At 70.2% G+C, this 25,269-nt stretch carries 26 protein-coding genes; 11 read left to right on the top strand and 15 right to left on the bottom strand.

Annotation, left to right across the window (positions count from 1 at the left end):
- The first annotated feature begins 58 nt into the window (after positions 1 to 58).
- Positions 59 to 1,198 carry a cystathionine gamma-synthase gene (locus AB0J69_RS20340; protein WP_364119066.1) on the top strand — a complete coding sequence of 380 codons (1,140 nt, stop codon included), beginning with the start codon at positions 59 to 61 and terminating at the stop codon, positions 1,196 to 1,198.
- A 63-nt stretch (positions 1,199 to 1,261) separates the two neighbouring features.
- Here AB0J69_RS20340 and AB0J69_RS20335 read toward each other — a convergent pair whose 3' ends face one another.
- Complete coding sequence (locus tag AB0J69_RS20335; protein WP_364119064.1) at positions 1,262 to 1,693, bottom strand: hypothetical protein; 432 nt, start codon at positions 1,691 to 1,693, stop codon at positions 1,262 to 1,264.
- Between the two features lie 275 nt (positions 1,694 to 1,968).
- Between AB0J69_RS20335 and AB0J69_RS20330 the strand changes: the two genes are divergently transcribed.
- Complete coding sequence (locus tag AB0J69_RS20330; protein WP_364119062.1) at positions 1,969 to 2,391, top strand: DUF6292 family protein; 423 nt, start codon at positions 1,969 to 1,971, stop codon at positions 2,389 to 2,391.
- Between the two features lie 310 nt (positions 2,392 to 2,701).
- Here AB0J69_RS20330 and AB0J69_RS20325 read toward each other — a convergent pair whose 3' ends face one another.
- From AB0J69_RS20325 to AB0J69_RS20305, 5 genes are all read right to left on the bottom strand, one after another.
- A complete protein-coding gene (locus AB0J69_RS20325) occupies positions 2,702 to 3,154 on the bottom strand; it encodes a GNAT family protein (protein WP_364119059.1) in 453 nt (150 codons plus the stop codon).
- Positions 3,151 to 3,366 carry a hypothetical protein gene (locus tag AB0J69_RS20320; RefSeq protein ID WP_364119056.1) on the bottom strand — a complete coding sequence of 72 codons (216 nt, stop codon included), beginning with the start codon at positions 3,364 to 3,366 and terminating at the stop codon, positions 3,151 to 3,153. The genes AB0J69_RS20325 and AB0J69_RS20320 overlap by 4 nt, the downstream gene beginning before the upstream one ends.
- A gap of 32 nt (positions 3,367 to 3,398) precedes the next feature.
- Complete coding sequence (locus AB0J69_RS20315) at positions 3,399 to 5,357, bottom strand: hypothetical protein (RefSeq protein WP_364119092.1); 1,959 nt, start codon at positions 5,355 to 5,357, stop codon at positions 3,399 to 3,401.
- Positions 5,358 to 5,407: 50 nt separating this feature from the next.
- Positions 5,408 to 6,148, bottom strand: a complete 741-nt coding sequence (locus AB0J69_RS20310; RefSeq protein WP_364119054.1) for a hypothetical protein — start codon at positions 6,146 to 6,148, stop codon at positions 5,408 to 5,410.
- A 62-nt stretch (positions 6,149 to 6,210) separates the two neighbouring features.
- Positions 6,211 to 7,602 (bottom strand): sigma 54-interacting transcriptional regulator, encoded by a 1,392-nt coding sequence (locus AB0J69_RS20305; protein WP_364119052.1) that lies wholly within the window; start codon positions 7,600 to 7,602, stop codon positions 6,211 to 6,213.
- A gap of 171 nt (positions 7,603 to 7,773) precedes the next feature.
- Between AB0J69_RS20305 and AB0J69_RS20300 the strand changes: the two genes are divergently transcribed.
- Both AB0J69_RS20300 and AB0J69_RS20295 read left to right on the top strand, forming a co-directional pair.
- Positions 7,774 to 8,949, top strand: a complete 1,176-nt coding sequence (locus AB0J69_RS20300; protein WP_364119089.1) for an FIST N-terminal domain-containing protein — start codon at positions 7,774 to 7,776, stop codon at positions 8,947 to 8,949.
- A gap of 25 nt (positions 8,950 to 8,974) precedes the next feature.
- Positions 8,975 to 10,042 (top strand): ROK family protein, encoded by a 1,068-nt coding sequence (locus AB0J69_RS20295; RefSeq protein WP_364119050.1) that lies wholly within the window; start codon positions 8,975 to 8,977, stop codon positions 10,040 to 10,042.
- Positions 10,043 to 10,146: 104 nt separating this feature from the next.
- Here the strand turns inward: AB0J69_RS20295 and AB0J69_RS20290 are convergent, their stop codons facing one another.
- The 5 genes from AB0J69_RS20290 to hppD all read right to left on the bottom strand — a co-directional run bounded on the left by AB0J69_RS20290 (position 10,147) and on the right by hppD (position 14,477).
- Positions 10,147 to 10,746, bottom strand: a complete 600-nt coding sequence (locus tag AB0J69_RS20290) for a hypothetical protein (RefSeq protein WP_364119048.1) — start codon at positions 10,744 to 10,746, stop codon at positions 10,147 to 10,149.
- A gap of 68 nt (positions 10,747 to 10,814) precedes the next feature.
- Positions 10,815 to 11,360 (bottom strand): RNA polymerase sigma factor, encoded by a 546-nt coding sequence (locus AB0J69_RS20285; protein ID WP_364119047.1) that lies wholly within the window; start codon positions 11,358 to 11,360, stop codon positions 10,815 to 10,817.
- Between the two features lie 73 nt (positions 11,361 to 11,433).
- Positions 11,434 to 12,843, bottom strand: a complete 1,410-nt coding sequence (locus AB0J69_RS20280) for a M1 family metallopeptidase (protein WP_364119045.1) — start codon at positions 12,841 to 12,843, stop codon at positions 11,434 to 11,436.
- A 46-nt stretch (positions 12,844 to 12,889) separates the two neighbouring features.
- Positions 12,890 to 13,333 (bottom strand): RDD family protein, encoded by a 444-nt coding sequence (locus tag AB0J69_RS20275; protein WP_364119044.1) that lies wholly within the window; start codon positions 13,331 to 13,333, stop codon positions 12,890 to 12,892.
- A gap of 34 nt (positions 13,334 to 13,367) precedes the next feature.
- Positions 13,368 to 14,477: a 4-hydroxyphenylpyruvate dioxygenase gene (gene hppD, locus AB0J69_RS20270; protein WP_364119042.1), complete on the bottom strand. Its 1,110-nt coding sequence runs from the start codon at positions 14,475 to 14,477 to the stop codon at positions 13,368 to 13,370.
- 103 nt (positions 14,478 to 14,580) lie between these two features.
- Here hppD and AB0J69_RS20265 point away from each other — a divergent pair, with 103 nt between their 5' ends.
- Positions 14,581 to 15,060: an Lrp/AsnC family transcriptional regulator gene (locus tag AB0J69_RS20265; RefSeq protein WP_364119039.1), complete on the top strand. Its 480-nt coding sequence runs from the start codon at positions 14,581 to 14,583 to the stop codon at positions 15,058 to 15,060.
- Positions 15,061 to 15,275: 215 nt separating this feature from the next.
- On the top strand, positions 15,276 to 17,315 hold the full coding sequence (locus AB0J69_RS20260) for a transglycosylase domain-containing protein (RefSeq protein WP_364119038.1): 2,040 nt from the start codon (positions 15,276 to 15,278) through the stop codon (positions 17,313 to 17,315).
- 51 nt (positions 17,316 to 17,366) lie between these two features.
- Here AB0J69_RS20260 and AB0J69_RS20255 read toward each other — a convergent pair whose 3' ends face one another.
- Positions 17,367 to 19,361, bottom strand: a complete 1,995-nt coding sequence (locus tag AB0J69_RS20255; protein WP_364119036.1) for a thioredoxin domain-containing protein — start codon at positions 19,359 to 19,361, stop codon at positions 17,367 to 17,369.
- 107 nt (positions 19,362 to 19,468) lie between these two features.
- Here AB0J69_RS20255 and AB0J69_RS20250 point away from each other — a divergent pair, with 107 nt between their 5' ends.
- Positions 19,469 to 20,614: a hypothetical protein gene (locus AB0J69_RS20250; protein ID WP_364119086.1), complete on the top strand. Its 1,146-nt coding sequence runs from the start codon at positions 19,469 to 19,471 to the stop codon at positions 20,612 to 20,614.
- Positions 20,615 to 20,626: 12 nt separating this feature from the next.
- Here the strand turns inward: AB0J69_RS20250 and AB0J69_RS20245 are convergent, their stop codons facing one another.
- From AB0J69_RS20245 to mca, 3 genes are all read right to left on the bottom strand, one after another.
- The gene (locus AB0J69_RS20245) at positions 20,627 to 20,911 is read right to left on the bottom strand and encodes a GNAT family N-acetyltransferase (RefSeq protein ID WP_364119033.1); all 285 of its coding nucleotides are present in this window, start codon (positions 20,909 to 20,911) and stop codon (positions 20,627 to 20,629) included.
- Positions 20,912 to 21,112, bottom strand: a complete 201-nt coding sequence (locus AB0J69_RS20240) for a hypothetical protein (protein WP_364119030.1) — start codon at positions 21,110 to 21,112, stop codon at positions 20,912 to 20,914.
- 70 nt (positions 21,113 to 21,182) lie between these two features.
- Positions 21,183 to 22,067 carry a mycothiol conjugate amidase Mca gene (gene mca / locus AB0J69_RS20235; RefSeq protein WP_364119027.1) on the bottom strand — a complete coding sequence of 295 codons (885 nt, stop codon included), beginning with the start codon at positions 22,065 to 22,067 and terminating at the stop codon, positions 21,183 to 21,185.
- A 133-nt stretch (positions 22,068 to 22,200) separates the two neighbouring features.
- Between mca and AB0J69_RS20230 the strand changes: the two genes are divergently transcribed.
- The 4 genes from AB0J69_RS20230 (at position 22,201) to AB0J69_RS20215 (ending at position 25,105) form a co-directional block, all read left to right on the top strand.
- Entirely contained in the window at positions 22,201 to 22,620 is a 420-nt protein-coding gene (locus tag AB0J69_RS20230) for a DUF4307 domain-containing protein (protein ID WP_364119025.1), read from the top strand.
- Between the two features lie 108 nt (positions 22,621 to 22,728).
- Positions 22,729 to 23,229, top strand: a complete 501-nt coding sequence (gene greA / locus AB0J69_RS20225) for a transcription elongation factor GreA (protein WP_364119022.1) — start codon at positions 22,729 to 22,731, stop codon at positions 23,227 to 23,229.
- Positions 23,230 to 23,351: 122 nt separating this feature from the next.
- Positions 23,352 to 24,512: a C40 family peptidase gene (locus AB0J69_RS20220; protein WP_364119019.1), complete on the top strand. Its 1,161-nt coding sequence runs from the start codon at positions 23,352 to 23,354 to the stop codon at positions 24,510 to 24,512.
- 71 nt (positions 24,513 to 24,583) lie between these two features.
- The gene (locus AB0J69_RS20215) at positions 24,584 to 25,105 is read left to right on the top strand and encodes a hypothetical protein (protein ID WP_364119017.1); all 522 of its coding nucleotides are present in this window, start codon (positions 24,584 to 24,586) and stop codon (positions 25,103 to 25,105) included.
- Positions 25,106 to 25,269 lie beyond the last annotated feature (164 nt).

Here is a 25,269-nt window from a genome sequence, read left to right as displayed (position 1 = left end):
CCGGTGGGGACCGGATCGCGGGCCGTCTTCGTACGGGTCTTCCGTTAACGTGGCCTGTATGAGCAACGGTTTTGAGACCCTGGCCATCCACGCAGGTCAGGAGCCCGACCCGCTGACCGGCGCGGTCGTGCCGCCGATCTACGCCACGTCCACGTACAAGCAGGACGGCGTGGGCGGCCTGCGGTCCGGATATGAGTACAGCCGCTCGGCCAACCCCACCAGGACCGCGCTCGAAACCGCGCTGGCCGCCGTGGAGGGCGGGGCGCGGGGGCTGGCGTTCGCGTCGGGGCTGGCCGCCGAGGACACCCTGCTGCGTACGGTGTGCAAGCCGCAGGACCACGTGATCATCCCGAACGACGCCTACGGCGGCACCTACCGGCTGTTCGCCAAGGTGCACCAGCGGTGGGACCTGCACTACGACCCCGTGCCGCTGCACGACCTCGACGCCGTGGCCGCGGCGATGACGCAGAAGACCAAGGTGGTCTGGGTCGAGACGCCCACCAACCCGCTGCTCGGCATCGCCGACATCGCCGCCCTGGCCCAGCTCGCCCACGACAACGGGTCGCTGCTGGTGGTGGACAACACGTTCGCCTCGCCCTACCTGCAGCAGCCCCTCAGCCTGGGGGCGGACGTCGTCGTGCACTCGACCACCAAATACGTGGGCGGGCACTCCGACGTGGTCGGCGGTGCGCTGGTGGCCGGCGACGCCGGGCTGGGCGAGGAGCTGACCTACCACCAGAACGCGATGGGGGCGGTGGCCGGGCCGTTCGACGCGTGGCTGACGCTGCGCGGGCTCAAGACGCTCGGCGTACGCATGGACCGCCACTGCGACAACGCCGAACGCGTCGTGGACCTGCTGCTCGCCCACCCGCGCGTGATCGAGGTGCTCTACCCCGGGCTGGCCGAGCATCCCGGGCACGAGGTGGCGGCCAAGCAGATGCGGCGGTTCGGGGGCATGGTGTCGTTCCGCGTCGCCGGGGGCGAGGCGGAGGCCGTCGCGGTGTGCGACCGGGCCAAGCTGTTCACGCTGGGGGAGTCGCTCGGGGGCGTCGAGTCGCTCATCGAGCACCCGGGCCGGATGACGCACGCCTCGGCGGCCGGGTCGCCGCTGGAGGTGCCGTCCGACCTGGTGCGGCTGTCGGTGGGCATCGAGACCATTGACGACCTGCTCACCGACCTCACCCAGGCGCTCGGCTGACCCCGGGGAGGCCCTGGCCGGCCGATACCTGGTCGGCCGGGGTCGAGCCGACCAGGCATCGGCTCATTCGGGAACCACCATCAGGAACAGGATCACCAGCCAGATCACCGACAGCAGCCCGCTGATGGCGGCGATCCGACCGTTCTGCACCTTCGCATCGTCGTCCGCGCTCTCGCTCGAGAGCGCATGGACGGCGGTGCGCAGGTCGCGGTCGATGATGACGAGCAGCACGGCGGCCACGATGAACAGCGTCATGGACGCCGTCATGTACCACTTGCCGAGCAGCCCGCCGCCCAGTGCCACGCCGAGCACCAGCCCGAACACGAACACACCCAGGCTGCCGAGGCTGTAGATCCTCGTCGTACGCTGGATGAACTGCAGAGCGGGCACGTTCTTGTTGCGGATGACGCGCGGCGCGGCCATCGTCGCGGCGGTGACCGGGCCGATCGTGAAGATCGCGAATCCGATGTGCAGCCAGAGAAGCAGGGACGACATGCCGGAGAGACTAGTCCCCAGCGATCTCGCTGGGGGACTCGACACTCTCTTTGCTCTCTGCGGAGCAGCGCATGCACAGCTCCGTGGCCGCCACCGCGACGACCATCAGCATTATGAGGAGAACCGTGGCAATCATGGGTGCCCCTCCTTCCCCGTCTAGGACGTAAATATCGTCCGTAATGACTAGACGGCTGTGCAACGGAATAAGTTCGCCGCGGGTATGGTTGCTTGTCGTCGCTTTTTCCTTACCGATTGGGCACAAGGGGGTGCCGTCCGTGGCCATCAGGCACGTCGAGCCGTACACCGACGAGTGGCTGCAGCAGCCGTACAGCTACGTGCAGCAAGTCGTCGACCTGCTCGGACCCGAGGTCGTGGACTGGTGGGAGGGTCCGTGCGACCCCCGTGACGCCACTCTCAAGCTCTCCGACGGCACCGCGCTGGTGTGGGACGAGGAGAGCGGCTGGCGCCTGGGTGCCTTCGTCTCGGGCGGGCGCGGCCGGCACACGGAGCTGTCGGGCGTCCGCTACCTGGGCCACGGCCTGCTGCCGAAGCCGGAGCGCGTGCCGTCGGCGCTGAGCGACGCGAGGGCGGGCGTGGGCGCGAGCTCGGCCTGGCGCCCCTGCTACCGCTCCCACCGCAACTGCCGTGACGGCTTCGACGTCGCCCTCGACTTCTACTCCCGCCTTATAGAGGCCTGAACCGGGACAACCGTCTCGAATCCCCGGCCAACCGCATGGGCCTCCGCCGATGACGCGCTCCGCGCGAGACCGGCTCCGGGCGCCTCTTCCGGGGGAGCCGAACCCCCTTGCCGTGGTTCTCCCGACCCCGGACCCCCGAGCCTGGGCCGGGGGCCGCATGATTTTCGGCGCCGCGCGGGAAGCGCCTGGACATTCTGCGGTACAAGGCGGGACCGCATCTGGCTGAGACGGCCCGAAGACCGGGGACCAGGAGGGCGATCAACCCGTCCCGACCGACGCGCGATGAGGAAGCTGTGCGGCCACCGCAGGGTCAGTGGAGCACCAGCATGATGTGCTCGTCCTCGCCGTGCTTGATCGTCCCCGACCGCTCGAACCCGTGCTTCTCCAGGAGCCGTACGGACGCGGTGTTCGCGTGGAAGGGATCGGCGTACAGCGGCCGGGTCTGCTCCTTGCCGAGGAAGAGCTCCATCGCCCGGGTGCCGATGCCCCGGCCCCAGAACGCCCGCCCGAACCAGTAGCCGATGAAGCGCCGATCTTCCTCCCACCAGGCCACCAGGTTGCCCGCCAGGGCGCCGTCCACCACGACGGCCTGCACGAAGACGGTCGGGTCGCCGAGGACGCGGGTCTTCCAGTGGCGCATGAACGCCTCCCGCTCCCGGGGAGCGAACCTCGACCGGCGCACCGCCTCCGGGTCGTGCTCCTGCTCCAGGAACACATCGAGGTCGGCCTCCACGACATCCCGCAACCGCACGTCATCGCTCATGCCGAGAGAGTCTGGCAGGTGGCACCGACAATTCGTCCGCGGAAGCGGTCAGCCGCTGCCGCGCCCCAGCGGGCGAACGCCACGTTCTTCTCCTCCCGCAGCACCCGCCCGTGATCCGCGCCTCCGTACGCCGCCCGTTCGCCCAGTCGACCTGGCTTGGTCAGCGCCGTCCGCAGCAGATCCTCGGCCGCGTGCTGGTCGTCGGCCAGCACGTGGACGGAGCAGAGCCCAGGGATCCATGGCGTCATCGGGAGCGGCGCAGGCGGAGGAAGTCGCTGACGACGTACTCGCCCAGCCGGTCCGCGCTCGGGGAGAAGACGCGCCCGCCGTTCCTGCGGGCCACCTCGTCCACGAACTCCTTCAGCCGGTCGTCGGCCGCCAGCATGAAGATGTTGATCGTGGCGCGGCGGCGGGTCATCTTGTCCACCTCGGCCAGCGTGAGCTCCAGAGTCTCGTGGGAGGGCGGCCACTCGAACGCCGACTGCCCGTTGCGCATCAGGTGCGCCGTGGGCTCGCCGTCCGTGACCACCAGCACCACCGGTTCGAAGTCGGGGTGGCGGTCGAGGTGGCGGCCGGCGATCAGGAGGGCGTGGTGCAGGTTGGTGCCCTGGACCATGTCCCAGTCGAGGCCCGCCAGCTCGTCCGGCTGCAGCACCCTGGCGTAGTTGGAGAAGCCGATGATCTGCACGGCGTCCTGCGGGAACTTCGAGGCCACCAGAGCCTGCAGGGCCAGGGCCGTCTGCTTGGCGGCGGCCCAGGTGCCGCGCAGGGCCATCGAGTACGACAGGTCCACCAGGAGGCAGACGGCCGCGGCGCTGCGCCGCTCGGTCTCGGCCACCTCGAAGTCGTCCACCGAGAGCCGCACCCCGACCCGGTCGCCGAGCGCGACGCCGCCGCTGCGCACGCCGTTGACCAGCGTGCGCACGACGTCGATCGGCTGCTCGTCGCCGAAGCGCCAGGGCCGCGACGAGCCCGTCAGCTCGCCGGCCGAGCCCGCGTCGTGCTGCTCGTGGTCGCCGCGGCGGCCCGCGTCGAGCGAGGAGAAGACCCGGCGCAGCGCGGTCTCGCCCAGGCGGCGTACGGCCTTGGGGGTGAGCTCCAGCTTGCCGCGGCGGCGCAGGAGATAGCCCTGCTCCTCCAGCTCCCGCTCGATCCGCTTGAGCGCCTCCAGGTCGTCGACCGCCGAGCGGCCGAGCGCACGGCGTACGGCGGCCTCGTCGATGTCGTCGAGCCGCGCGCCCGGGTAGTCCTGGCGCAGGGCGGTCTCCAGCTGGGTCAGGTCGGCCAGCTCCTCCAGCGCCGTCACCGCGTCGCCCATGCCCAGCGGCTCCTCACCGGTGAGGCGTTCGGGGGCGTTCCAGGCCAGGTCGGGACGGCGGGCGTAGAGGGCCTCGCCCAGGCGGCGCATCTGGTCGGACAGGCCGGCCTGGTCGAGCGTCTGGTTCATGAGGTTGGACAGCTCTTCGCGCTGGCGCGGGGTCATCGAGGCGAGCATGCGCTGCGTGGCGGCGGCTCGGCGGGCCAGGATGTCGACGAGCTCGTCCAGGTTGCGGGGCTTCTCAGGAAACAGATCGCCATATTTCGCCATGAAGGCGTCAAAGTCCGCCTGGGTGTGCTCGCCTCGGGAGTCCTTGTCGAGCATCTCGTTCAGGTCCGACATCATCTGGCGGACACGTTCCAGGGCCTCGGGGTCGGGGTTGGCGAGCGCGTCGCGCAGGCCCTTGAACTGGCTGTCCAGGACCTCCCGGCGCAGCAGGTCGCGCAGCTCCTCGAAGGTCTGGCGGGCCGCCGCCGAGCGCCAGTCGTACGTGCTCAGCTCCTGGATCGCGCTGGCGGTGTCCTCCGGCAGGCCGTCGAGCCCCGCCTCCCGCAGCCGCGCGTCGTCCGACGGGTCGGGGAACAGCTCGGCCCGCTCCTGCCCGATCGCCTTGTCCAGCAGCGCCCTGGCCCGCTCCAGCGTGCCGTCCAGGCGGCCGCGCTCGCGCAGGTCACGGCGGCGCCTGCGCACCTCCCTGAGCATGTCGTCGAGCCCGCGGCGCTCCTGCGCGCCGGGCAGGCCGCGCTTGAGCAGGTCACGCAGGGCGTGGACCGGCGTCGAGCCCGACAGGATGGCATCGCCCATCTCGTCGAGCGCCGCGCGTACGTCATAGGGAGGGGCCAAGGGGTCGGGGCCGTCGTGGAATTCGCCGTAGCGGAAGGCCATCACGAAACCACGCTAACCCGAGAAATGCCTTCATGTGTGGACATGGAATTTCAGGCGTCGCCGAAGACCTCCCACACCTCGTCCAGGGAGTCCACGCCCGGCGTGTAGTCGATCTTCACGAGGACGGGGTGCCGGGTGCCCTTGAGCGCCTTCGTCAGGTCCGTCCACGTGCACTGCTTCTTGCCGAGACCGTTGCGGTCCGCGTTCACCGGCCGGCCCGTCAGCCAGCCGTCGCCGCACCGGGCGGTGGTGCGGTGGAAGACCGTCGAGTACGAGTAGCCCAGCTTGATCTTCTTTCCGCCGGTCGCGAACACGACGGTCGTGTCGTTGACGCGCTTCAGCGTGCCCGTGGCCGAGCGCCGGCCGGGCCAGTTGGCGACCAGGATCTCGTTGACCCTGGTGGCCTTGCCGCCCCGGTGTTCGACGCGCACCGGCACGGGCCCGCGCCCGAGCGACTCGCGCAGGTGGGCGGGTGCGCAGGCCGTGCGGCCCAGGCCCTTGGCGTCGAGGGCGACCTGGCCCTCGGTCTCCTTCAGGCCGCACGCGACCGTGACCCGCGCGTACGCGGCCCCGGTGTAGTCGAGCCGCAGCTCCTTGGCCCCGGACAGGGTCTTGAGCCGGTGGAGCACGTTGCCCTGCCGCATGACGCGGGTGGCCGTCTTCGGCACGATCCGGAGGTGACCCTTGCCGTCGGACCAGGCGTACCCGTACGCGGAACTGGCGGCCTGGGCGGGGGCGGTGAAGGCGCTCAGGGCGAGGGCGGCGACGGTGGCACAGACTAGCGGGCGCATGGGCGGTCTCCCCCGACGGAGTGATGAACTACTCACTATGACGCGGGAGACCGCCGACATGTTCACGTCCGGTAGACGGTCACTCCATCAAGGTCTTCCTTGGACAGCCGCCGCATGAGGTAAAGACCCTCCAGCGCGAACTCCAGAGCGGCGGCGGCGTGCCCCGGCGACTCCTCGCCCGCGCCCATGCCCAGCCGCGACATGACCTTGGCCAGGCCCGTGACGGGACCGATGCGGTGCAGCAGCTCCCCTGCGGGCACCAGATCGCCGGACTCCACCTGGTTGCCCTCGGCGAACTTGTCGGTCACCGGAGACAGGTCCATGCCGCCCAACCGGCTCCTGAACGTCTCCGCCGTCGCCCGCCGCAGCAGGTGGGCGAGGATGTCGGTCTCCCGGCCCTCCTCGCTGACCTCGAACTCCACCTTTCCCCGCAGGCTGTGCACGACGCAGGCCAGGTCCACCACGCGTGCCACCGCCTGCTCCTCGCCCGTGATCGCCGCCCGGCGCACGGCGGAGGCGGCGGCGGTCTCGGCCGCCGCGATCGAGAAGCGCGCCGACACGCCGGAACGGGCGTCCACGGCGGTCGACTCGCGGACCAGCCGGGTGAAGCGGGCGATCACCTCGATCAGGTGCTCGGGGACGTCGGCCCCGATGTCCGGCACGGACTCCTGGCGGATGAGCGTGAGCTCGTCCTCGACGGTCTGTGGGTAGTGGGTGCGGATCTCGGCGCCGAAGCGGTCCTTCAGCGGCGTGATGATCCGGCCCCTGTTGGTGTAGTCCTCGGGGTTGGCGCTGGCGATGAGCAGGATGTCGAGCGGCAGCCGCAGGTTGTAGCCGCGCACCTGGATGTCGCGCTCCTCCAGCACGTTGAGCAGCGACACCTGGATCCGCTCGGCCAGGTCGGGCAGCTCGTTGACGGAGAAGACGCCGCGGTTGGTGCGCGGGACCAGGCCGTAGTGGACCGTCTCGGGGTCGCCCAGCGTGCGCCCTTCGGCGATCTTGATGGGGTCGACGTCGCCGATCAGGTCGCCCACGGAGGTGTCGGGCGTGGCCAGCTTCTCGCCGTAGCGCGAGTCGCGGTGCTTCCACGCCACCGGCAGCTCGTCGCCCAGCTCCCGCGCCAGGGTCTGGCAGCGCGTGCACGCCGGCGCGTACGGATGGTCGTTGATCTCGCAGCCCTCGACCACCGGCGTCCATTCGTCGAGCAGGCCGGTGACCGTGCGGATGAGCCGGGTCTTGCCCTGGCCGCGCTCGCCGAGGAGGACCAGGTCGTGCCCGGCGAGCAGGGCCCGCTCCAGGTGTGGCAGGACGGTGTCGTCGAAGCCGACGATGCCGGGGAAGCGGGGCTCGCCCGACCGCAGCCTGGCCAGCAGGTTTTCCCGGACCTCGGCTTTGACGGTGCGATGAACGTGGCCGCTCTCTCGCAACTCGCGGAGAATACGTGGCTGATGCACGGGAACGAGACTACGTCCCCTGCGAGGAATGTGGCAGAGACTTTCGCATCTGGCGGAGATTTCGGATCTTGACTATTGCGTGACGGTTCGTGCGCGTGCTTGTCCCTTTAGTGGGGAGAATCGGGCCTAGGGAACTTGGACATGTCGAGGGAGGCGAGATCCGTGGCCGTGTTGACAAGCCGCTTCGCCGACGGCCTCGCCGTGGGTTCCGACCTGGTGGAGGCCGCGGAGAACGCCGTCGGCCAGGCACTGTCGAGGCTCAGCGGCCAAGCCGACTTGGTCTGCTTCTTCATCTGCGGGGACGATCCCGAGGACGTCGCGCGAGCCGGTGAGGCCGCGATGAAACTCGCGCCCGAGGCACACGTGATCGGATGCAGCGCCACCGGAGTGATCGGCGACGGGCAGGGAGTGGAGCTGACGCCCGCCGTGAGCGCCTGGGCGGCGACCCTGGACGGGGCGCGGCTGACCACGTTCGCGCTGGAGACGCTGACGGCCGAGGACAGGTTCGTGGTGGTCGGGCTGCCCGAGCGGGGCGGGGACGACCATGTGGCGATCCTGCTGGCCGATCCGTACACCTTCCCGACCGACGCCTTCGTCGAGCGCTCGGTCGACGTGCTGGGCGACCTGCCGCTGATCGGCGGGCTGGCCAACGGGCTGCAGGGGCGGGGCTCCGTACGGCTGTTCGCCGACGGCGAGATCTACACCGAGGGCGCGATCGGCGTGCTGCTCAGCGGGCCGATCAAGATCAGCACCGTGGTCAGCCAGGGCTGCCGCCCGATCGGCCCGAGCATGGTGGTCACCGCGTCGGAGGACAACCTGCTGCTGGAGCTGGCCGGCCAGCCGGCGCTGGCCCGGCTGGAGGACATCGTCAGCGACCTGGACGAGGACGACCGCGAGCTGGTCGCCTCGGGCCTGCAGATCGGGCTGGCCATGGACGAGTACGCCGAGCGCCACGAACGCGGCGACTTCCTCATCCGCGGCGTCATCGGCATCGACCCCGAACGCGAGGCCGTGGCCATCGGCGACATCGTGGAGGTCGGCAGGACCGTACGCTTCCAGGTGCGCGACGCCGCCACCGCCGACGAGGACCTGTACGACCTGCTCGACGCCCACCGCGAGGAGCTGGGCAAGGTGGACGGGGCCCTGCTGTTCTCCTGCAACGGGCGGGGCTCGGCCATGTTCGGCACCGCCGACCACGACCCGGTAGCCCTGCGCGACACGCTGGGGCCCATCGGCGTGGCGGGCTTCTTCGCGGCCGGTGAGGTCGGCCCCGTCGCGGGGCACAACCACGTGCACGGGTTCACGGCCTCCGTCCTGGTCTTCTCCAGCGCCACCGCCGGCCCATGACCCCGTGCGGTACGGCGGGCCGCCCGTGATCCTGGCGATCGACGTCGGCGGCACCAAGATGGCCGCCGGCCTGGTCGGCCGCGACGGCACGGTGGCCCGGTCCAGGCGGGTCGCGACCCCGCAGGGCGCGGACGCCGAGACTCTCTGGCGGACCCTCACGGACCTCGTCGAGCCCCTGGCGCAGGGCGCCGAGGGGGTGGGGGTGGGCTGCGGCGGACCCATGACCTGGCCGGAAGGGGAGGTCTCGCCGCTGAACATCCCGGGCTGGCGCGACTTCCCGCTGCGCGCCCGGCTGGCGGCGCTGTTCCCCGGTTTACCGGTACGCCTCCACAACGACGCGATCTGCCTGGCCGTGGCCGAGCACTGGAAGGGCGCCGGGCAGGGCAGCGGCGACATGCTCGGCATGGTGGTGTCCACGGGCGTGGGCGGCGGGCTGATCCTGAACGGGCGGCTGGTCAACGGCAGGACGGGCAACGCCGGGCACATCGGGCACGTGGTGGTCGAGCCGGAGGGCGGGCCCCGCTGCGGCTGCGGCGGCCACGGCTGCCTGGAGGCCGTCGCCAGAGGCCCGGCCCTGGCCGCCTGGGCCCTGGACCAGGGCTGGGTGCCCGGCGGCGGCGCCGCCGCGACCCGTGCTCCCGGCGGCGGCGAGACGGTCCACCCCCCTGGGACCGTGAGCGGGCCCGCGAGGGCCGGTGAGGCCGTGGGTGCCGTGACGGGTGACGCGGCGTACCGGGAGGACCGCGGGGTGACGGCGCGGGGGCTGGCGGCGGACGCGCTGGCCGGGGACCCGGTCGCGGTGCGGGCGATGCGCCGGGCCGGGCGGGCCCTGGGCGTCGCGATCGCCTCCGCCACCCACCTGTGCGACCTGGACCTGGTCACCATCGGCGGTGGGCTCTCCCAGGCCGGGGAGCCGCTGTTCGGGCCGCTGGAGGAGGCGCTGCGGGAGCACGCCCGGATGGGGTTCGCCCGCCGCGTCAAGGTCATGCCCGCCGCCCTCGGCCAGGAGGCGGGCCTGGTCGGCGCCGCCGCCCTGCTCCTGGCCGGGGACCGCTACTGGGACGACTGCCGGGACGACGCACCGCGCATATGACGGGGCACATGGCAGGGCACATGGCAGGGCACATGACGGGGCACATGACAGGCCCGGCGGCCCCCGCTGCTCGGGAGGGACCGCCGGGCCCGGGGAACGGCGCGTCAGCCGTTCTGTGTGTTCAGGCTCGGCCCCTGCTCCTCCGTACCGGAGTCGAGGCCGGGCCCGTCGTCCTTCCGCTCGGTGGTGCCACCGGACCCGGGAGGAGGCACCGGCAGCGTGGTGGCCTCGCACGGCGCGACCGTACCCTTGACCACCTCCAGCGCCGTCGCGAACGGCGGCTGGTCGTCACCCTCCTTGCTCTTCGAGACGGCAAGGACCAGCGTCGAGCCGGCCGGCACCTGCCCCTTCTCGATCGTGAAGGCGATCCCGTCGCCGTCCTTGCCGATGCTCGTCGCGAACTGCCCCTGACCGCCCCCACGCTCCCCGCGCGGCTGCTTGCAGGTCTGCCCCTCAGGCAGGTAGTCCACCACCGCCCGCACCCCGGCGTCGGCCAGCTCGGCCTCCAGCCCGTCGGGGTCGCTGAACGAGTGGATCCGCACGCTGACCCCGCCGTCGGAGCCCGTGGTCACCGCGTACGCCGGGCTGCTGGTGAGCCCGGTCAGCACCGCCACCGCCGTGGCGGCCGCCGCGACCCCCGCCACCGCGGCGGACAGCCCCACGAGGCGCCGCCGGGAGCGCCGAACCGGTGTCACAGTGGTCATCCTGTCCTCCGCCGTCCTCGTCGTGATCTCATCCTTGAGTGCACTGAGAAGGCGATCTTCGAAGTTGCTCATGTCTGTCCTTCCAGGTACACGGCCGATGGCGAAGCGACGCTCTCAAGGGCACGTCTGGCCCGGTGCAATCTGACCCGTGCGGTCACCTGCCTGATGCCCAGGGCCGCGGCGGCCTCCGTGACGGTGAGCTGGTCGATCGCGACGAGCTCCAGCACCGCGCGCTCGCCCTCCGGCAGGCCCTCCATGGCCTCCAGAGCGCTGCGCATCCGGCGCTCGGCGTCGATCCGCTCCTCCATCCGGGCGAGATCGTCGTCGTCCATCAGCCGGCGGCCGGCGACGCGGCCGGCCGCCCGCGCCTCCCGTGCCGCCTTGCGATACTGGGCCGACACGACGTTGCGCGCGACGCCGTACAGCCACGCGATCTCGCTGCCCCGTCCGGGCACGTACGTGTCCGCGGAGTCGAGCACCGCCAGGAAGATGTCCGCCGTCAGATCCGCGGCCAGGTGAGGATCGCTCACCCGGCGGACCACGAACCTCATGACGGCATCGACGTGGCGGCGATAGAAGGCCTCAAAGGCCGCGGGGTCCTCATGGAGGCGCACTGGCCTCGCTCCCTTCGTCGTTCGCCCTTACACCTGTTCTTGGACCGAGCGACGAAAAGCGTTTCCGTGCGGGTCAGGCGGGTCGCCTGGGCTGGAAGAGCCAGGCGTCGAAGAGCCCGTTGAGGTCCTTGCCGGACAACCGCTCGGCGAGGTCGACGAACTGCTCCGTCGTGACGTGACCGTAGCGGTGCTCGGCGGCCCACGTCTTGAGCAGGGTGAAGAACGTGGCGTCGCCGATGGCCTTGCGCAGGGCGTGCAGGGTCATGCCGCCGCGCGTGTAGACCGACTGGTTGAACAGGTCGTCGGGCTTGGCGCGCCCCGGGGGATATTTCCACATCGGGTCGTCGGCGGGGCGCTGGTGGAAGTCCGTGAAGAACGACTCCGCGGTCTTCTTGCCCTTGTGCTCGGACCACAGCCATTCGGCGTAGGTGGCGAAGCCCTCGTTGAGCCAGAGGTCCTTCCACCGCCGGATGGTCAGGCTGTTGCCGAACCACTGGTGCGCCAGCTCGTGCGCGATGATCGTCTCGCCGGGGTCGAAGCCGCCGTAAAGGGGCTTGGTCTGGTTTTCCAGCGCGTAGCCGGCCGAATAGTCGTCCACCACGCCGCCCGTCGAGGAGAACGGGTAGGGGCCGAAGACCGTGGACCAGTAGTCGGTGATCTCGGCCGAGGCGGTGTAGAGGCCGTTGAGCGAGGCCTTGAACTTGGGGTCGGCGGCGGCCAGGTTGGCGATGCCGGCCGCCGTGTTGCCCCGGCGCAGCTCGAACTTGCCCAGCGTGGCCGTGGCGAGGTAGGTCGCCATCGGGTGACGCTCGCGCCACCGGTAGGTGGTCTTGCCGCCGGCGGTGGTGGGCTGCCCGGCGAGCTCGCCGTTGGCCAGGGCGGTCACGCCGGCGGGCACGGTGATCGCGAAGTCGAACGTGGCCTTGTCGGAGGGGTGGTCGTTGTTGGGGAACCAGGTCTTGGAGCCGTTGGGCTCGGAGGCCACGAAGGCGCCGTCGGAGGTGGGGATGAAGCCGTAGGTGCCCAGGTTGGCGTTGTTCGTGGCCGGCTTGGGCAGGCCGGAGTAGGTCACCTTGACGGTGAAGGGGGTGTTGCCGTCGATCGCCTGTGGCGGACGCACGGTCAGCTCGTCGCCCTTCCGGGTGAACGTGGCGGGGGCGCCGTCGACGGAGACCTCGCGCACGGTGAGCCCGGCGAGGTCGAGGTTGAAGCTGGTCAGCTCCTGGGTGGCGCCGGCGTGGATGGTGGTCACGCCCTCCAGCCGCTTGGTGGTGGGGGTGTAGTCGATGGCCAGGTCGTAGTGGGAGACGTCGTAGCCGCCGTTGCCGTCGGTCGGGAAGTCGGGGTCGCCGATGCCGGGAGCGCCCGCGCGGTGGTCGGCGGGCAGGTGGTGCCCGGTGGGCGGCGGCTCGTCGGCGGGAGAGCAGGCGAGCACGCTGATGAGCGTCGCGAGCATGGCCACCCCGCGTCTGTCGAAACGCATCGGCGAACGAGCCCCCTTCAGATCGTGACCAGAATATTACGCTGGGTCAGGCGTTCACGACGACCGTCCTGGCGGCCTTGTCGTGCAGGGCCTGTTTACGGGGGTCGAAGAGGATCCAGCCGAGATCCAGCAGGGGTCCGACGCAGCAGAGCCATACGAGCAAGGTCGCCACGGCCTGCCGGACCGCCGCCTGCCCCACGCCTATCCTCCCGCCGTGCTCCTGCACGACACGCATGCCGAACAACTTCTTGCCCAGCGTCTGACCATTCCAGAAGGCGTGCAGGAGCCAGAAGTACAGGAAGGCCACGAGGCTGGCCACGAAGGTGTGCTCCACCGGATAGCGGTCCCAGGCGCCCCTGCTCTCGTCCCAGACGTAGTCCCAGCTCGTCCAGGTGAACGGGGCGGAGGCGATGTTGATGACGAACCAGTCGAGGACGCCGGCGAACAGTCGTCGCCAGCGTCCCGCCAGCCCCGGTGGCGACAATCCCATGATTTCTGGATGACCGCCACAAAGTCGGGACAAACTAAAGGTTGCCCCTGCGTTCCTGCTCGCGCTCGATGGCCTCGAACAGCGCCTTGAAGTTGCCCTTGCCGAATCCGAGCGAGCCGTGCCGCTCGATGAGCTCGAAGAAGACCGTGGGCCTGTCCTGCACCGGCTGGGTGAAGATCTGCAGCAGGTAGCCGTCCTCGTCGCGGTCCACGAGGATCTTGCGCTTCTTCAGCTCCTCGATCGGCGCGCGCACCTGCCCGATGCGCTCGCGCAGCTCGGGGTCGTCATAGTACGAGTCCGGCGTGTCCAGGAACTGGACCCCGGCCGCCCGCATGTGGTCCACCGTGGCCAGGATGTCGTTGGTGGCCAGCGCGATGTGCTGCACGCCCGGGCCGCCGTAGAACTCGAGGTACTCGTCGATCTGCGACTTCTTGCGGCTGACGGCCGGCTCGTTGAGCGGGAACTTGACCTTGCGCGTGCCGTCGGCCACGACCTTGGACATCAGCGCCGAGTACTCGGTGGCGATGTCGTCGCCGACGAACTCCGCCATGTTCGTGAAGCCCATGACGTTGCGGTAGAAGTCCACCCACTCGTCCATCTTGCCGAGCTCGACGTTGCCGACGCAGTGGTCGACGGCCTGGAACAGCCGCCCGTGTTTGGTCGCGGGCGGCGCCACCAGCGGCTCGGCGGGGGCGTAGCCCGGCAGGTAGGGCCCGCCGTAGTTGGACCTGTCGACCAGCGTGTGCCGGGTCTCGCCGTACGTGGCGATGGCGGCCAGCACCACCTTGCCGTGCTCGTCCTCCACCGTGTACGGCTCCACCAGCCCCTTCGCCCCGTGGGCGACCGCGTAGGCGTAGCCCCCCTCCACGTCGGGCACCTCGATGGCCAGGTCCACGACCCCGTCACCGTGCTCGGCCACGTGCCGCGCCAGGTCCGTGCCCGGGCGGATCGAGGCCCGGAACTCGAACGTGGCGCTGCCCGAGGTCAGCACGTACGCGGCCACGTCCGGGCTGCCGTTCTCCGGGCCCCGGTAGGCGACCAGCCGCATCCCGAAGGCGGTCGAGTAGTAGTGAGCAGCCTGCTTGGCGTTGCCCACGGCGAACACCACGGCGTGCATGCCATTGACCGGAAAGACATCACTCATACCGCCAACTCTCGATTTATCTGGACGAGTTGCGCAAGAGTTACCTCAATGAGTGCACAATCTGCCTAGTCGCTTGGCGAATTGTCCGGTAGGTCTGTACACCATGACGATCGACGATCTCGACGCCCGGCTGATCGCCCTCCTGACCGCCGAGCCCCGCCTGGGCGTGCTGGAGTGCTCGCGGCGGCTCGGCGTGGCCCGTGGCACGGTCCAGGCCAGGCTCGACCGGCTCATCGACAGGGGAGTGATCACCGGCTTCGGTCCCGACGTGTCGCCGGAGGCGCTCGGCTACGACGTCACCGCGTTCGTGAGCATGGAGATCAGGCAGGTGGCCGGGCACGATCCGGTGGCCGACCGGCTGGCCCGCATCCCCGAGGTGCTGGAGGTGCACACGATCACCGGGGACAGCGATCTCCTGTGCCGCGTGGTTGCCCGGACCAACGCGGATTTGCAGCGGGTTATCGACTTGATCGTTGATGTTCAGGGCGTACTCAGGACTAATTCGATCATCGCCCTCGACACCCCGGTTCCTTACCGAGTGCTGCCTTTGGTCGCCGATGTTCCGCGTCGAGGCGGGCGCTAGTCGTACTATCGCTAAGGGACGAGGCACCATTGTCGATCGTTTACCCTTGGCATCCGCCCAGCTTGCGGGGGTTGGGCGACGCTTGACGAGGGGGTCGAGGGGTGCGGAGTGGTGGTGGTAACGGGATGCGAAAGCGGCGGATTCTCCGAGTTCTACTGATTTCTATTGGCACGGGAATCCTCGTACTAGCCGGGCTTTTCGCGATTGCTTGGGCGTTGACTCCTATTCCCGACACGACCCAGAAGCAGGCCACCGCGCAGGGCTCGGTGATCTATTACCGCGACGGCAAGACCGTGCTCGCCCGGCAGGGGATCGACCGCCGGAACATCGAGCTCGCCAAGGTGCCCAAGCACGTGCGCGACGCGGTCATCGCCGCCGAGAACCGCTCGTTCTACGAGGACGCCGGCGTCTCGGTCAAGGGCACCGGCCGGGCCGTGTGGTCCACCCTCACCGGGCAGCAGCTCCAGGGCGGCTCCACGATCACCCAGCAGCTCGTGCGCAACTACTACAGCGGGCTGAGCCAGGAACGTTCCGTCACCCGCAAGTTCAAAGAGATCCTCATCGCGATGAAGGTCGACCAGTCCAAGTCGAAGGACTGGGTGCTGGAGCAGTACCTCAACACGATCTACTTCGGCCGGGGCGCCAACGGCGTCCAGTCGGCCGCCCGCGCCTACTTCGGCAAGGACGTCGAGAAGCTGACCGTGGCCGAGGGCGCCTACCTGGCGGCGGTGATCCAGCAGCCGAGCCGCTTCGCCGACCCCAAGGGCTCCGACCTGGTGGCGGCCCAGGAGCGCTGGCAGTCGGTGATCAACGCCATGGGCCAGACGGGCGCGCTGCCGGCCGGGCAGGCGGCCGCCGAGAAGTTCCCCACGCTGAAGGCCCCGAAGAAGCCGTTCGAGCTCAAGGGCCAGGCCCAGTACATGCTGGAGCAGGTCACCGCCGAGCTCAACCGGCGCGGCTACACCGACGAGGACATCAACGGCGGCGGGCTCAAGATCGTCACGACGTTCGACAGGAAGCTCATGCAGGCGGCCGAGCGGGCGGTCGCGGACGTGCTGCCGGACAACACGCCCAAGAAGGTACGCACGGGGCTGGCGGCCGTCGATCCCGCCACGGGCGAGGTCGTGGCCTTCTACGGCGGGCGGCCGTCCCAGTCGAAGTACTACGACAGCGCGTTCTCGGCCAAGGTGATGGCCGGGTCCACGTTCAAGCCGTACACGCTGGCCGCCGCCCTCAACAACGGCTTCGAGCTGTCCACCAGGGTCGACGGCAACTCGCCGCTGCACGTGGCCTCCGCGTCCCAGGCGATCCCCAACGACGGCGACCGCTCGTACGGGCAGATCAACCTGATCAGCGCCACCCAGAACTCCGTCAACACCGCGTTCGTGGACCTCGGCCAGAAGGTCGGCCTGGACAAGGTCGCCGAGACCGCCGAGGCGGCCGGGATCCCGGCCGCCCAGCTCGACCAGCACAAGAGCGCCGCCGCCTTCCCGCTCGGCGTGGCCTCGGTCAGCGCCGTCCAGAACGCCTCCGGCTTCTCCACCTTCGCCAACAAGGGCGTGCACGTGGAGGCCCACGTGGTCAAGTCGGTGACCGACGCGGAAGGCCGCAAGGAGGTCGTCAAGCCGGTCGCGACCAAGGTGGTCAGCGAGCAGGCCGCCGCGGACACCGCGTACGCGATGCAGCAGGTGGTCAAGTACGGCACCGGCACCGCCGCCCGGCTCTACGACCGCCCGGTGGCGGGCAAGACAGGCACCACCGACGACTCCAAGTCGGTCTGGTTCAACGGCTTCACGCCGCAGCTCGCGGTGGCGGTGGACATGTTCCGCGACGACAACGCCACGGTCACCATCCCCGGCTACGGCACGCAGTTCGGCGGCCAGCTGCCCGCGCAGATCTGGCGGGCGTTCATGACCGAGGCGATGGCGGGCAAGCCGGTCGAGGAGTTCCCGGAGCCGTCGGAGTACGGCTGGTCCTCCGACTACTCCGAGCCCGGCCAGGACAGGGACGTGCCCGGTCACGAGTACACGCGGCCGGAGAGCCCGGACGACTGGGACCAGCCGGAGCCCGACTTCAGCGAGCCGCCGTTCACGGACCCGCCCGTCACGGAGGGCCCCGACGACAACGACCGGCCGGACGGGCCGCCGGAGGAGACCGCCCCGCCGCCCACGCAGGTGCCCGACCAGCCGACGGTCCAGCAGGACGGCGACCCGGGCGGCGGCAGGAGCCGCCAGCCCACGGGGCCCACGGGGTGACGGCTCCGCGGGCGGTCAGCCGGCCGGCCCGGCCCGCAACGCCTCGGGCGGTCAGCCGGCCAGTTCGGCCCGCAGCGCCTCGACCGTCGTCACGGGCATCCGGCAGGTGAAGCCCCGGCACACGTAGGCGGCCGGTGCGTCGCCGACCAGCCCGCGGCCCTCCAGCAGCGCCGGGAAGGCCGCCTCCCGCGGGACGAGCGGATCCCCGGTGCCCCGGTCGCCGCCGTCGTCCCGGCCGAGCGCCACGACCAGCCCGGGCGCGTCCGCGAGCAGCGCCTCCCGGTGCAGCGCGGCCGTGCGCGGATCGTCGGCCGGGCCCACGACGGCCACCTCCACGGGCCCGGACAGTGCCGCCCGCGCCACGGCCAGCCCCCACCCCGCGAACCTGGCATGCCCCGTGGCCAGCACCGACACGGTGCCCAGGGCCGCGTGTGCGGCCTCCCGGTGGCGCGTGGAGCCGGTCAGGGCGCCGTAGGAGAGCAGCGCGCCGGCGGCCGCGTACTGGCCGGAGGGGGTGGCGTTGTCCGTGGGGTCCTGCGGGCGCTGGAAGAGCCGCTCGGCGTCGTCGGCGGTGTCGTAGAAGCCACCCGCCCCGTCGGCGAACCGGTCGAGCACGGTGTCCAGCAGCGAGCCCGCCAGCCGGAGCCACCTGGCCTCGCCGGTCACGCCGTACAGGGAGATCAGGCCCTCGGCCAGGTTGGCGTAGTCCTCCAGCACCCCGGCGTTGGTGCCCGCCCGGCCGTCCCTGGAGGTCCGCAGCAGCCTGCCGTCCACCATGTGCGTGCCGGCGAGCAGCTCCGCCGCCGCCGTGGCCGCCGCCACCAGGTCGGGCCGCTCGAAGACGACCCCGGTCTCCGCCAGGGCCGCGATGGCCAGACCGGTCCAGGAGGCCACGACCTTGTCGTCGCGCCCCGGCCGCACCCGGCGCTCCCTGGCGGCCAGCAGCCGGGCCCGCACGTCCGCGTGGCGCGCGGGGTCCTCGGGGTCGCGCAGGAGCTGCAGCACGGACGTGCCGTGCTCGAAGGTGCCCGTCACCTCGAACAGCTCCGCCGCCCACCGGCCGTCGTCCTCGCCGAGGACCTCGTACAGCTCCTCGGGCGTCCAGACGTAGAACTTGCCCTCCACGCCCTCGCTGTCGGCGTCGAGCGCGGAGGCGAAGCCGCCCTCGGGCGTACGGAGCTCGCGCAGCAGCCAGTCCGCCGTCTCCAGCGCAACCCGCCGCGCCAGGTCGCCCCCGCCCGCCTTCCACCAGTGCGTGTAGACGCGCAGCAGCAGGGCGTTGTCGTAGAGCATCTTCTCGAAGTGCGGGACGACCCACCCCGAGTCCACGCTGTAGCGGGCGAACCCGCCGCCGAGCTGGTCGTACATCCCGCCGCGGGCCATCGCCTCCAGCGTCCTGCCGCTCATCTCGCGTTCGCCGGAGCGCAGCAGGAACTCCAGCACCATCGACGGCGGGAACTTGGGCGCCCCGCCGAACCCGCCGTCGGCGGCGTCGAACGACTCGCGCAGGTTGCGCACTGCCTGCCGCAGCGTCTCCTCGCCCGGCAGCGGCCCGCTGGGCAGCGTGGTGTTCTCGTTGAGCGCCTGCACCACCTTCGACCCCTGCTGCAGCACGGACTCCCGGTCACCCGTCCACACGTTGTGCACCTCGGTGAGCAGGCGCTGGAAGTGCGGGCGCGGGAAGTAGGTGCCGCAGTAGAAGGGATGCCCGTCGGGCGTCGCGAAAACGGTCATCGGCCAGCCGCCCTGACGGGTCATGGCCTGCGTGGCGCTCATGTAGACGGCGTCCACGTCGGGCCGCTCCTCGCGGTCGACCTTGATGTTGACGAAGTGGTCGTTCATCAGCCGCGCGGTGCCGGGGTCCTCGAAGCTCTCGTGCGCCATGACGTGACACCAGTGGCACGCCGAATAGCCCACGCTGATGAGCAGCGGCACGTCCCGGCTGCGGGCCTCCGCGAACGCCTCCTCACCCCACGGATGCCAGTCAACGGGGTTGTCCGCGTGCTGGAGCAGGTAGGGGCTCGTCGCGTCTTTCAAGCGGTTCATCAGGACCTCCCCCAACCAGCCTAGAGGGCGTCGCCCTCCCGTTCAGGGAGCAGGTCGGCCCAGGCTGACTCCGGCGGCCGGTACGGCGTAGGTTACGGGGCGTGGATATGGACTTCGTCTGCGCCCACGCCGGCCGTCCGGCGACCGCCGTCACGCGCCGGGACGTGGCCCGCGCGCTGCTCGCCGTACCGTCGGGAGTGGCCCTCGTGGCGCTGCCCGACCTGCGGCGGGCCATGATGGCGGCGGGCAACCCGCTCTCCGTCGCGTTCTGGGAATCCGCCAAGGCGACCCTCAGCTCGATCGAGGCGGGGGTGGCCACGGTCGGTGACGTGCAGCGGTGGGTCGAGTCCACCGGCACCGAGCCGATCCTCATGACGCCCAGCTACTTCGTCTGGCCGGAGGAGGACGAGCGCGGGCCGGTGGCGGCCGAGATGTTCGCGCGGCTGGTCGCGTACCTGGAGGAGCGGGTCGAGTCGGGAGAGGTCGATCCCGACGCGCTGGCGGCGGGCGACCAGGAGGCCCGCGGGGCGTACGAGGAGCTTCAGGAGCGCTGGCTGAGCACGCCGCTGCCCGACGGCCGGGTGCCGGGGTTCGCGGTCAGCGACGAGCAGGACGAGGAGCTGTTCGCGGCCTGGGACGAGGAGGAGGCGTTCGCGCTGTCGGAGCTGCGGCGCATCCTCGCGGACCTGCCCAAGCAGCCCGAGCTGCCCGGGGAGGAGCTGGAGGCGGCCGCGGTACGCCTGCGCGCGCTGCTGGCCCTGCCCGGCTACCCCGCCAACGTGCTGCGGGCCTGCGCGGGGTTCGAGGACCGGCCGCTGCCCGACGACGACGTGGAGCTGTGGCTGACGGTGGCGGCGGGCGTCGCGGGGCCCGTCTCGGACCTGTCGGAGGGCGCGGACGTGCTGGAGGAGTTCGCCGACCTCGACGGGGAGCTCAGCGAGGAGGACACGGCGCTGGCCAACCTCTGCGCGATCCAGCACGCGGACTGGCTGGCCGGGGTGGCGGCGCTGGTCAGGATGGGGCCGGGGGTGCTGGCCTCGCCCGAGCGGATGGCGCGGCTGATCGCCGAGTCGGAGGACGTCGACGTCGACGACCAGGACGTCGACGACCTGGACGCGACGGAGGGACTCTTCGCGTCGGTGGTGACCCTCTGGGCGCATCTCGGCATCGTCGACGGTGACGAGGTGCTCACCCCGCTGGGCTGGTGGGGGCTGCCGAAGGCGCTCGAACGTGCCTGGTCGGCCGCCGAATGACGGGCCCGCCGGTCAGGAGGCGTCGACCAGGTCCTTGAACTCGGGGTGACGCTCGATGTATTTCGCCACGTAGGGGCAGCGCGGCACGACGCGCAGGCCGGTGTCGGCGCTCGCCTGGAGGGCGTGGCCGACCAGCTTGCCCGCCAGCCCCTGCCCCTCGTAAGCCGGCAGGACCTCGGTGTGCGTGAACACGATCTTGGTGGGCAGCAGCAGATAGTCGGCGAACCCGGCGACCTTGCCGTCCACGAGGATCTCGAACCGGCTCTCCGTCGAGTTGTCGACCACTTCTATCGGCATCTAATCGGCTTTCTTGTCAGCGAGGGCCTTGTCATCGGCCTTGCCGGCCGTGTCCTCGGCTTCGCCCTCGTGTGGCACCTGAATCTTCGACATCTGCTTGTTCATCGACTTGATCAGGATATACAGGGCAAAACCCATGAGGGCCACGACGACGAAGCCGAGCAGGCCCGGGCTCACATCACCAGCTGCTAGAACGGTCACACTTCCAGTCTGCCACCAGGGGGGCATGGTCCGGCCAGGGGTCCGGCCCCTGTTTCGACCTGCGGCCCGTTCAGTGGCAGGCGGGCTCGACCTCGTCGGCGTGGATGCCGGCGAACAGGTCGTCCTCCGGCAGCTCGGTGTCCACGAGCGAGCGCGCCAGGTGGTAGTCCTCGGTCGGCCAGATCTCCTGCTGCAGCTCGCGCGGGCAGACGAACCAGAAGCCGTCGGGGTCGACCTGGGTGGCGTGCGCCAGCAGGGCGTCGTCGCGGAGCTGGAAGTAGTCGCCGCACGGCACCCGCGTGGTCACCGGCCACTTGGCGGGGCGGTCCTCCCAGCGGGAGATCCAGTCGGCGTAGGGGGAGCCCAGGCCGCGCTCGGTCATCGCCTCGTGCAGCGCCTCGAACCGCTCCTTGGTGAAGCCCATCTGGTAGTAGAGCTTCAGCGGCTGCCAGGGGTCGCCGGTGCCGGGGTAGCGGTCGGGGTCGCCGGCCGCCTCGAAGGCCTCGACGGAGACCTTGTTGGTCATGATGTGGTCGGGGTGCGGGTAGCCGCCGTCGTCGTCGTAGGTGATGATCACGTGCGGCCTGAACTCGCGTACGGCGGCCACCAGCGGTGCCGAGGCGTCCTCCAGCGTCTGCACGGCGAAGCAGCCGTCGGGCAGCTTCTCGTCCTCGTTCTCGGGCAGCCCGGAGTCAACGAAACCCATGAAACGCTGCTCGACGCCGAGGATCTCGCGCGCCCGGGCCATCTCGGCCCGGCGCACCTCGGCGATGTTGGCCACGATCTCGGGCCGGTCCATCTTGGGGTTGAGCACAGATCCGCGCTCACCGCCCGTGAGGGTACAGACCAGCACTTCCACGCCTTCTCGCACGTAACGCGCCATCGTGGCGGCGCCCTTGCTCGACTCGTCGTCGGGGTGGGCGTGGACGGCCATCAGCCTCAGCGGTGCACTCACGGGCTCGATGCTCCTCAGTAGGACCGGTCAGTCGCCCAGAGAGGTTAGTTTCTGCTGGGCGGTCGCGAGGGCACACCCCCCGCGGGCGACAATTGTCTCGGATAACGCTGAGGGAGTGCAGGGAGATTCCGCCATGGTCACCAAAGATGTCGAGAACGGACCCGTTCTCGGCACACCCGACGACTTCCCCGACCGGCCCAAGCGAGGTGGCCGGCTCGTCGTCCACGTGGTGATCGGCGTGTTGGTGGCCATCATCGCCGGTGGCTGGGGCTACGTGATGTGGTCGATGACGGCGGGCGGCTCGGAGGCGCCGTCGCAGGTGGTGACGTTCAAGGTGAACGGCCCGAGCCGGGCGGAGATCACCTTTGAGGTGTACAAGCCGGACGATAGGGTGGCCGTCTGCCGCATCAGGGCACTGGACGTCGATCACGCGGAAGTGGGCAGCAAGGAAGTAAGAATCCCGGCTGGTGAGGGTAGTAAGCAGCTCAAGGAAAGCCTCGACACGAGTGGTCAGGCGACTTCCGTCCACATCCAGTACTGCAATCTCGTATAGTGAGACATTTGGGGAAGCGTTCGAGCGGTTAACTTGTTAGCCTTTCGCAATTCAACCGTACGCAACCTCAAGTGATCTCAGGGCCCCCTAGGCAAGCAAGGAGAACCCGTGGCCGACTCTCGCGATGAGAACGTCACCTGGCTGACGCAGGAGGCGTACGACCGCCTGAAGGCGGAGTACGAGTATCTCTCTGGCCCCGGGCGCGTCGACATCGCCAAGAAGATCGAGGCCGCCCGTGAAGAGGGTGACCTCAAGGAGAACGGCGGCTACCACGCGGCCAAGGACGAGCAGGGCAAGATGGAGGCCCGGATCTTCCACCTCCGGCAGATCCTCGACAACGCCCAGGTGGGAGAGGCCCCCAAGGCCGAGGGCGTGGTGGGCCCCGGCATGACCGTGACCATCAGGTTCGTCGGCGACGACGACGAGGTCACCTTCCTGCTCGCCTCCCGTGAGGAGAGCGGAGCACCGATCGACGTCTACTCGCCGAGGTCCCCGCTCGGGTCGGCGATCAACGGCAAGAAGATCGGGGAGAAGGCGACCTATTCCCTGCCCAACGGACGGCAGAACACCGTCGAGATCCTCGAGGCTGTGCCGTACATCGGCAACTGACCCCCCTGGACGATGACCGCCGGGCCCACGTTGGCCCGGCGGCGTTTTCGCATGGATCGGGAATTCGGCAAGACCTGCGTTTCTTAGTTAAAACTCGTAAGCGGCGCAATACGTACAAGCTGGTGCCGTTCATCGTGGTGGCGCTCGTCGCGGTGCTGACCGCCGACGTGCTGCTGCTGACGCAGCCGGGCACACCCGTCAAGCCCGCGGCCGTGCGCGCCACGCCGAAGCCCACGCTCCTGGCCGATCAGCGGCCCCAGCAGCAGTTGCCGCCGCAGGAGCCGGCCAGGACGCTCCAGCCCGTGGCGCCGCTGAGCAAGCTGCACAAGCCCAACCTGTTCGTGCTGACCCGCAAGCCCTTCACCAACGAGTTGCTGCAGAAGGTCGCCAAGCTGCGGGGGGTGCGGGCGATGGAGCTGGCCGACGCGGCCTCCATCACGCTCGACGGCAAGCGGGTGCAGACGCTGGCCGTCAACCCGTCCACCTTCCGCGCCTACACGCCCAAGGTGACCGCCTCGTCGGACGCGCTGTGGCAGAACATTGCGGCCGGTGACGTGGCCGTCTCGTTCGTGCTGGGCAACGACGGCGGGCTCGCGCTGCACAGCCGGGTGACGGCGGGCCCGGCGGGGCAGCTGCGGATCGGCGCGTACGCCACCACCGGTTTCGGCGCCGTGGACGCGGTCGTGTCGAGAGACGTCGGCCGCACGCTCGGCCTGCCCCACGACAACGCGCTCATCGTCAGCGCCCCCAAGACCAACTCCGACCAGCTGCGCAAGCGCATCCTGCGCGCGCTGCCCAAGGGCACGCAGGTGGCCCTGGTGAACCCGGTGCTGCCCCAGACGCAGCAGAACGTGCCGCAGCAGAACTGGCCGGCCGGCTCGTTCATGACGGGGCCGCAGCTCACGGTGGCGTTGAAGGCGGCGGTCTCCAAGCTCGGCCGGCCGTACGTGTGGGGTGCCGAGGGGCCCGAGACGTTCGACTGCTCCGGCCTGGTCCAGTGGGCCTACGGGCAGGCGGGGGTGCGGATGCCCCGGGTGACGCACCAGCAGTGGGTGACGGGGCCGCAGGTGCCGTACGCGCAGGCGCAGCCCGGCGACCTACTCTTCTGGCGCAACGACCCGACAAATCCGGATTACATCTCACATGTGGCGATTTATTGGGGCGACGGGAAGATGTTGCACGCCCCGCGCACCGGCGACGTGGTGAAGATCGCCCCCGTCAGCACCCGTAACCTGGCCGGAGTCGTCAGGGTCAGCCCCATCGCCGCGGCCAAGGTGCGCTGAGCCCTTTCTCCTACGCACAGTTCCGTGTTCCCTCGCGTGCAAATGGCCTGCAAGTATGTAATGTTGATTACATGACAACAGATGACGCTTCGGCACAGGTACGTGGCTGGTTCACGGGCCGGATGCCCGAGGGCTGGTTCACCGGCGCGCCCGAGATCGTCAGGGACCGCGAGGAGATCGCGGTGCTCGGCACCCTGCCCGACCCTCCCGAGGACACGCCCGAGGCCGAGCGGGCGGCCCTGATCGAGGGGCTGGCGCGCAGGTTCAGGGAAGAGACGCGCGAGCGGCGGATCGAGATCGCCAGGGAGGCCGAGCGCAGGTTCCGGCAGAAGGTGTCCTGGGGCGTGGTCTGTGGCGGCGAGACTGTGATGTTCACCACACTGTCCGTGCCGGTGATGACCCGGCTGCGCCAGGCGGAACGCCAGGTCCTCGACACCCTCGTGGCCGCCGGCGTGGCCAGGAGCCGCAGCGACGCGCTGGCCTGGTGCGTGCGCCTGGTCGGCAAGAACACCGACACCTGGCTCGCCGAGCTGCGCGACGCGCTCCAGCATGTCGACCGAGTTCGCTCCGCCGGGCCCGACGTCAATTCCTGAGATCTCCCAGCGGAAACGGCCCGGCGAATGGACTAAACCAATCGGGAAATTGGTTTAGACCAGCGCAATTGGACTGGACCACTGCTCGGAATTACCTCTTTTAAATCCGCTCCGCATGGGTAGGCTCCCCCAATCGTCAGGGCCGCTGCCTGCGGCGACGGCCT

This window comes from Nonomuraea sp. NPDC049709, from assembly GCF_040674815.1.
Lineage (GTDB): Bacteria > Actinomycetota > Actinomycetes > Streptosporangiales > Streptosporangiaceae > Nonomuraea.
The sequence above is the reverse complement of the archived record's forward strand: the minus strand, read 5'-3'. Positions and strand labels throughout refer to the sequence as shown.

Coding starts and splice junctions, on each gene's coding strand:
- AB0J69_RS20340 (WP_364119066.1), top strand. CDS start 59: ATGAGCAACGGTTTTGAGACCCTGGCCATCCACGCAGGTCAGGAGCCC.
- AB0J69_RS20335 (WP_364119064.1), bottom strand. CDS start 1,693: ATGTCGTCCCTGCTTCTCTGGCTGCACATCGGATTCGCGATCTTCACG.
- AB0J69_RS20325 (WP_364119059.1), bottom strand. CDS start 3,154: ATGAGCGATGACGTGCGGTTGCGGGATGTCGTGGAGGCCGACCTCGAT.
- AB0J69_RS20315 (WP_364119092.1), bottom strand. CDS start 5,357: ATGGCCTTCCGCTACGGCGAATTCCACGACGGCCCCGACCCCTTGGCC.
- AB0J69_RS20310 (WP_364119054.1), bottom strand. CDS start 6,148: ATGCGCCCGCTAGTCTGTGCCACCGTCGCCGCCCTCGCCCTGAGCGCC.
- AB0J69_RS20290 (WP_364119048.1), bottom strand. CDS start 10,746: ATGACCACTGTGACACCGGTTCGGCGCTCCCGGCGGCGCCTCGTGGGG.
- AB0J69_RS20280 (WP_364119045.1), bottom strand. CDS start 12,843: ATGCGTTTCGACAGACGCGGGGTGGCCATGCTCGCGACGCTCATCAGC.
- AB0J69_RS20275 (WP_364119044.1), bottom strand. CDS start 13,333: ATGGGATTGTCGCCACCGGGGCTGGCGGGACGCTGGCGACGACTGTTC.
- hppD (WP_364119042.1), bottom strand. CDS start 14,477: ATGAGTGATGTCTTTCCGGTCAATGGCATGCACGCCGTGGTGTTCGCC.
- AB0J69_RS20265 (WP_364119039.1), top strand. CDS start 14,581: ATGACGATCGACGATCTCGACGCCCGGCTGATCGCCCTCCTGACCGCC.
- AB0J69_RS20255 (WP_364119036.1), bottom strand. CDS start 19,361: ATGAACCGCTTGAAAGACGCGACGAGCCCCTACCTGCTCCAGCACGCG.
- AB0J69_RS20250 (WP_364119086.1), top strand. CDS start 19,469: ATGGACTTCGTCTGCGCCCACGCCGGCCGTCCGGCGACCGCCGTCACG.
- AB0J69_RS20245 (WP_364119033.1), bottom strand. CDS start 20,911: ATGCCGATAGAAGTGGTCGACAACTCGACGGAGAGCCGGTTCGAGATC.
- AB0J69_RS20230 (WP_364119025.1), top strand. CDS start 22,201: ATGGTCACCAAAGATGTCGAGAACGGACCCGTTCTCGGCACACCCGAC.
- AB0J69_RS20215 (WP_364119017.1), top strand. CDS start 24,584: ATGACAACAGATGACGCTTCGGCACAGGTACGTGGCTGGTTCACGGGC.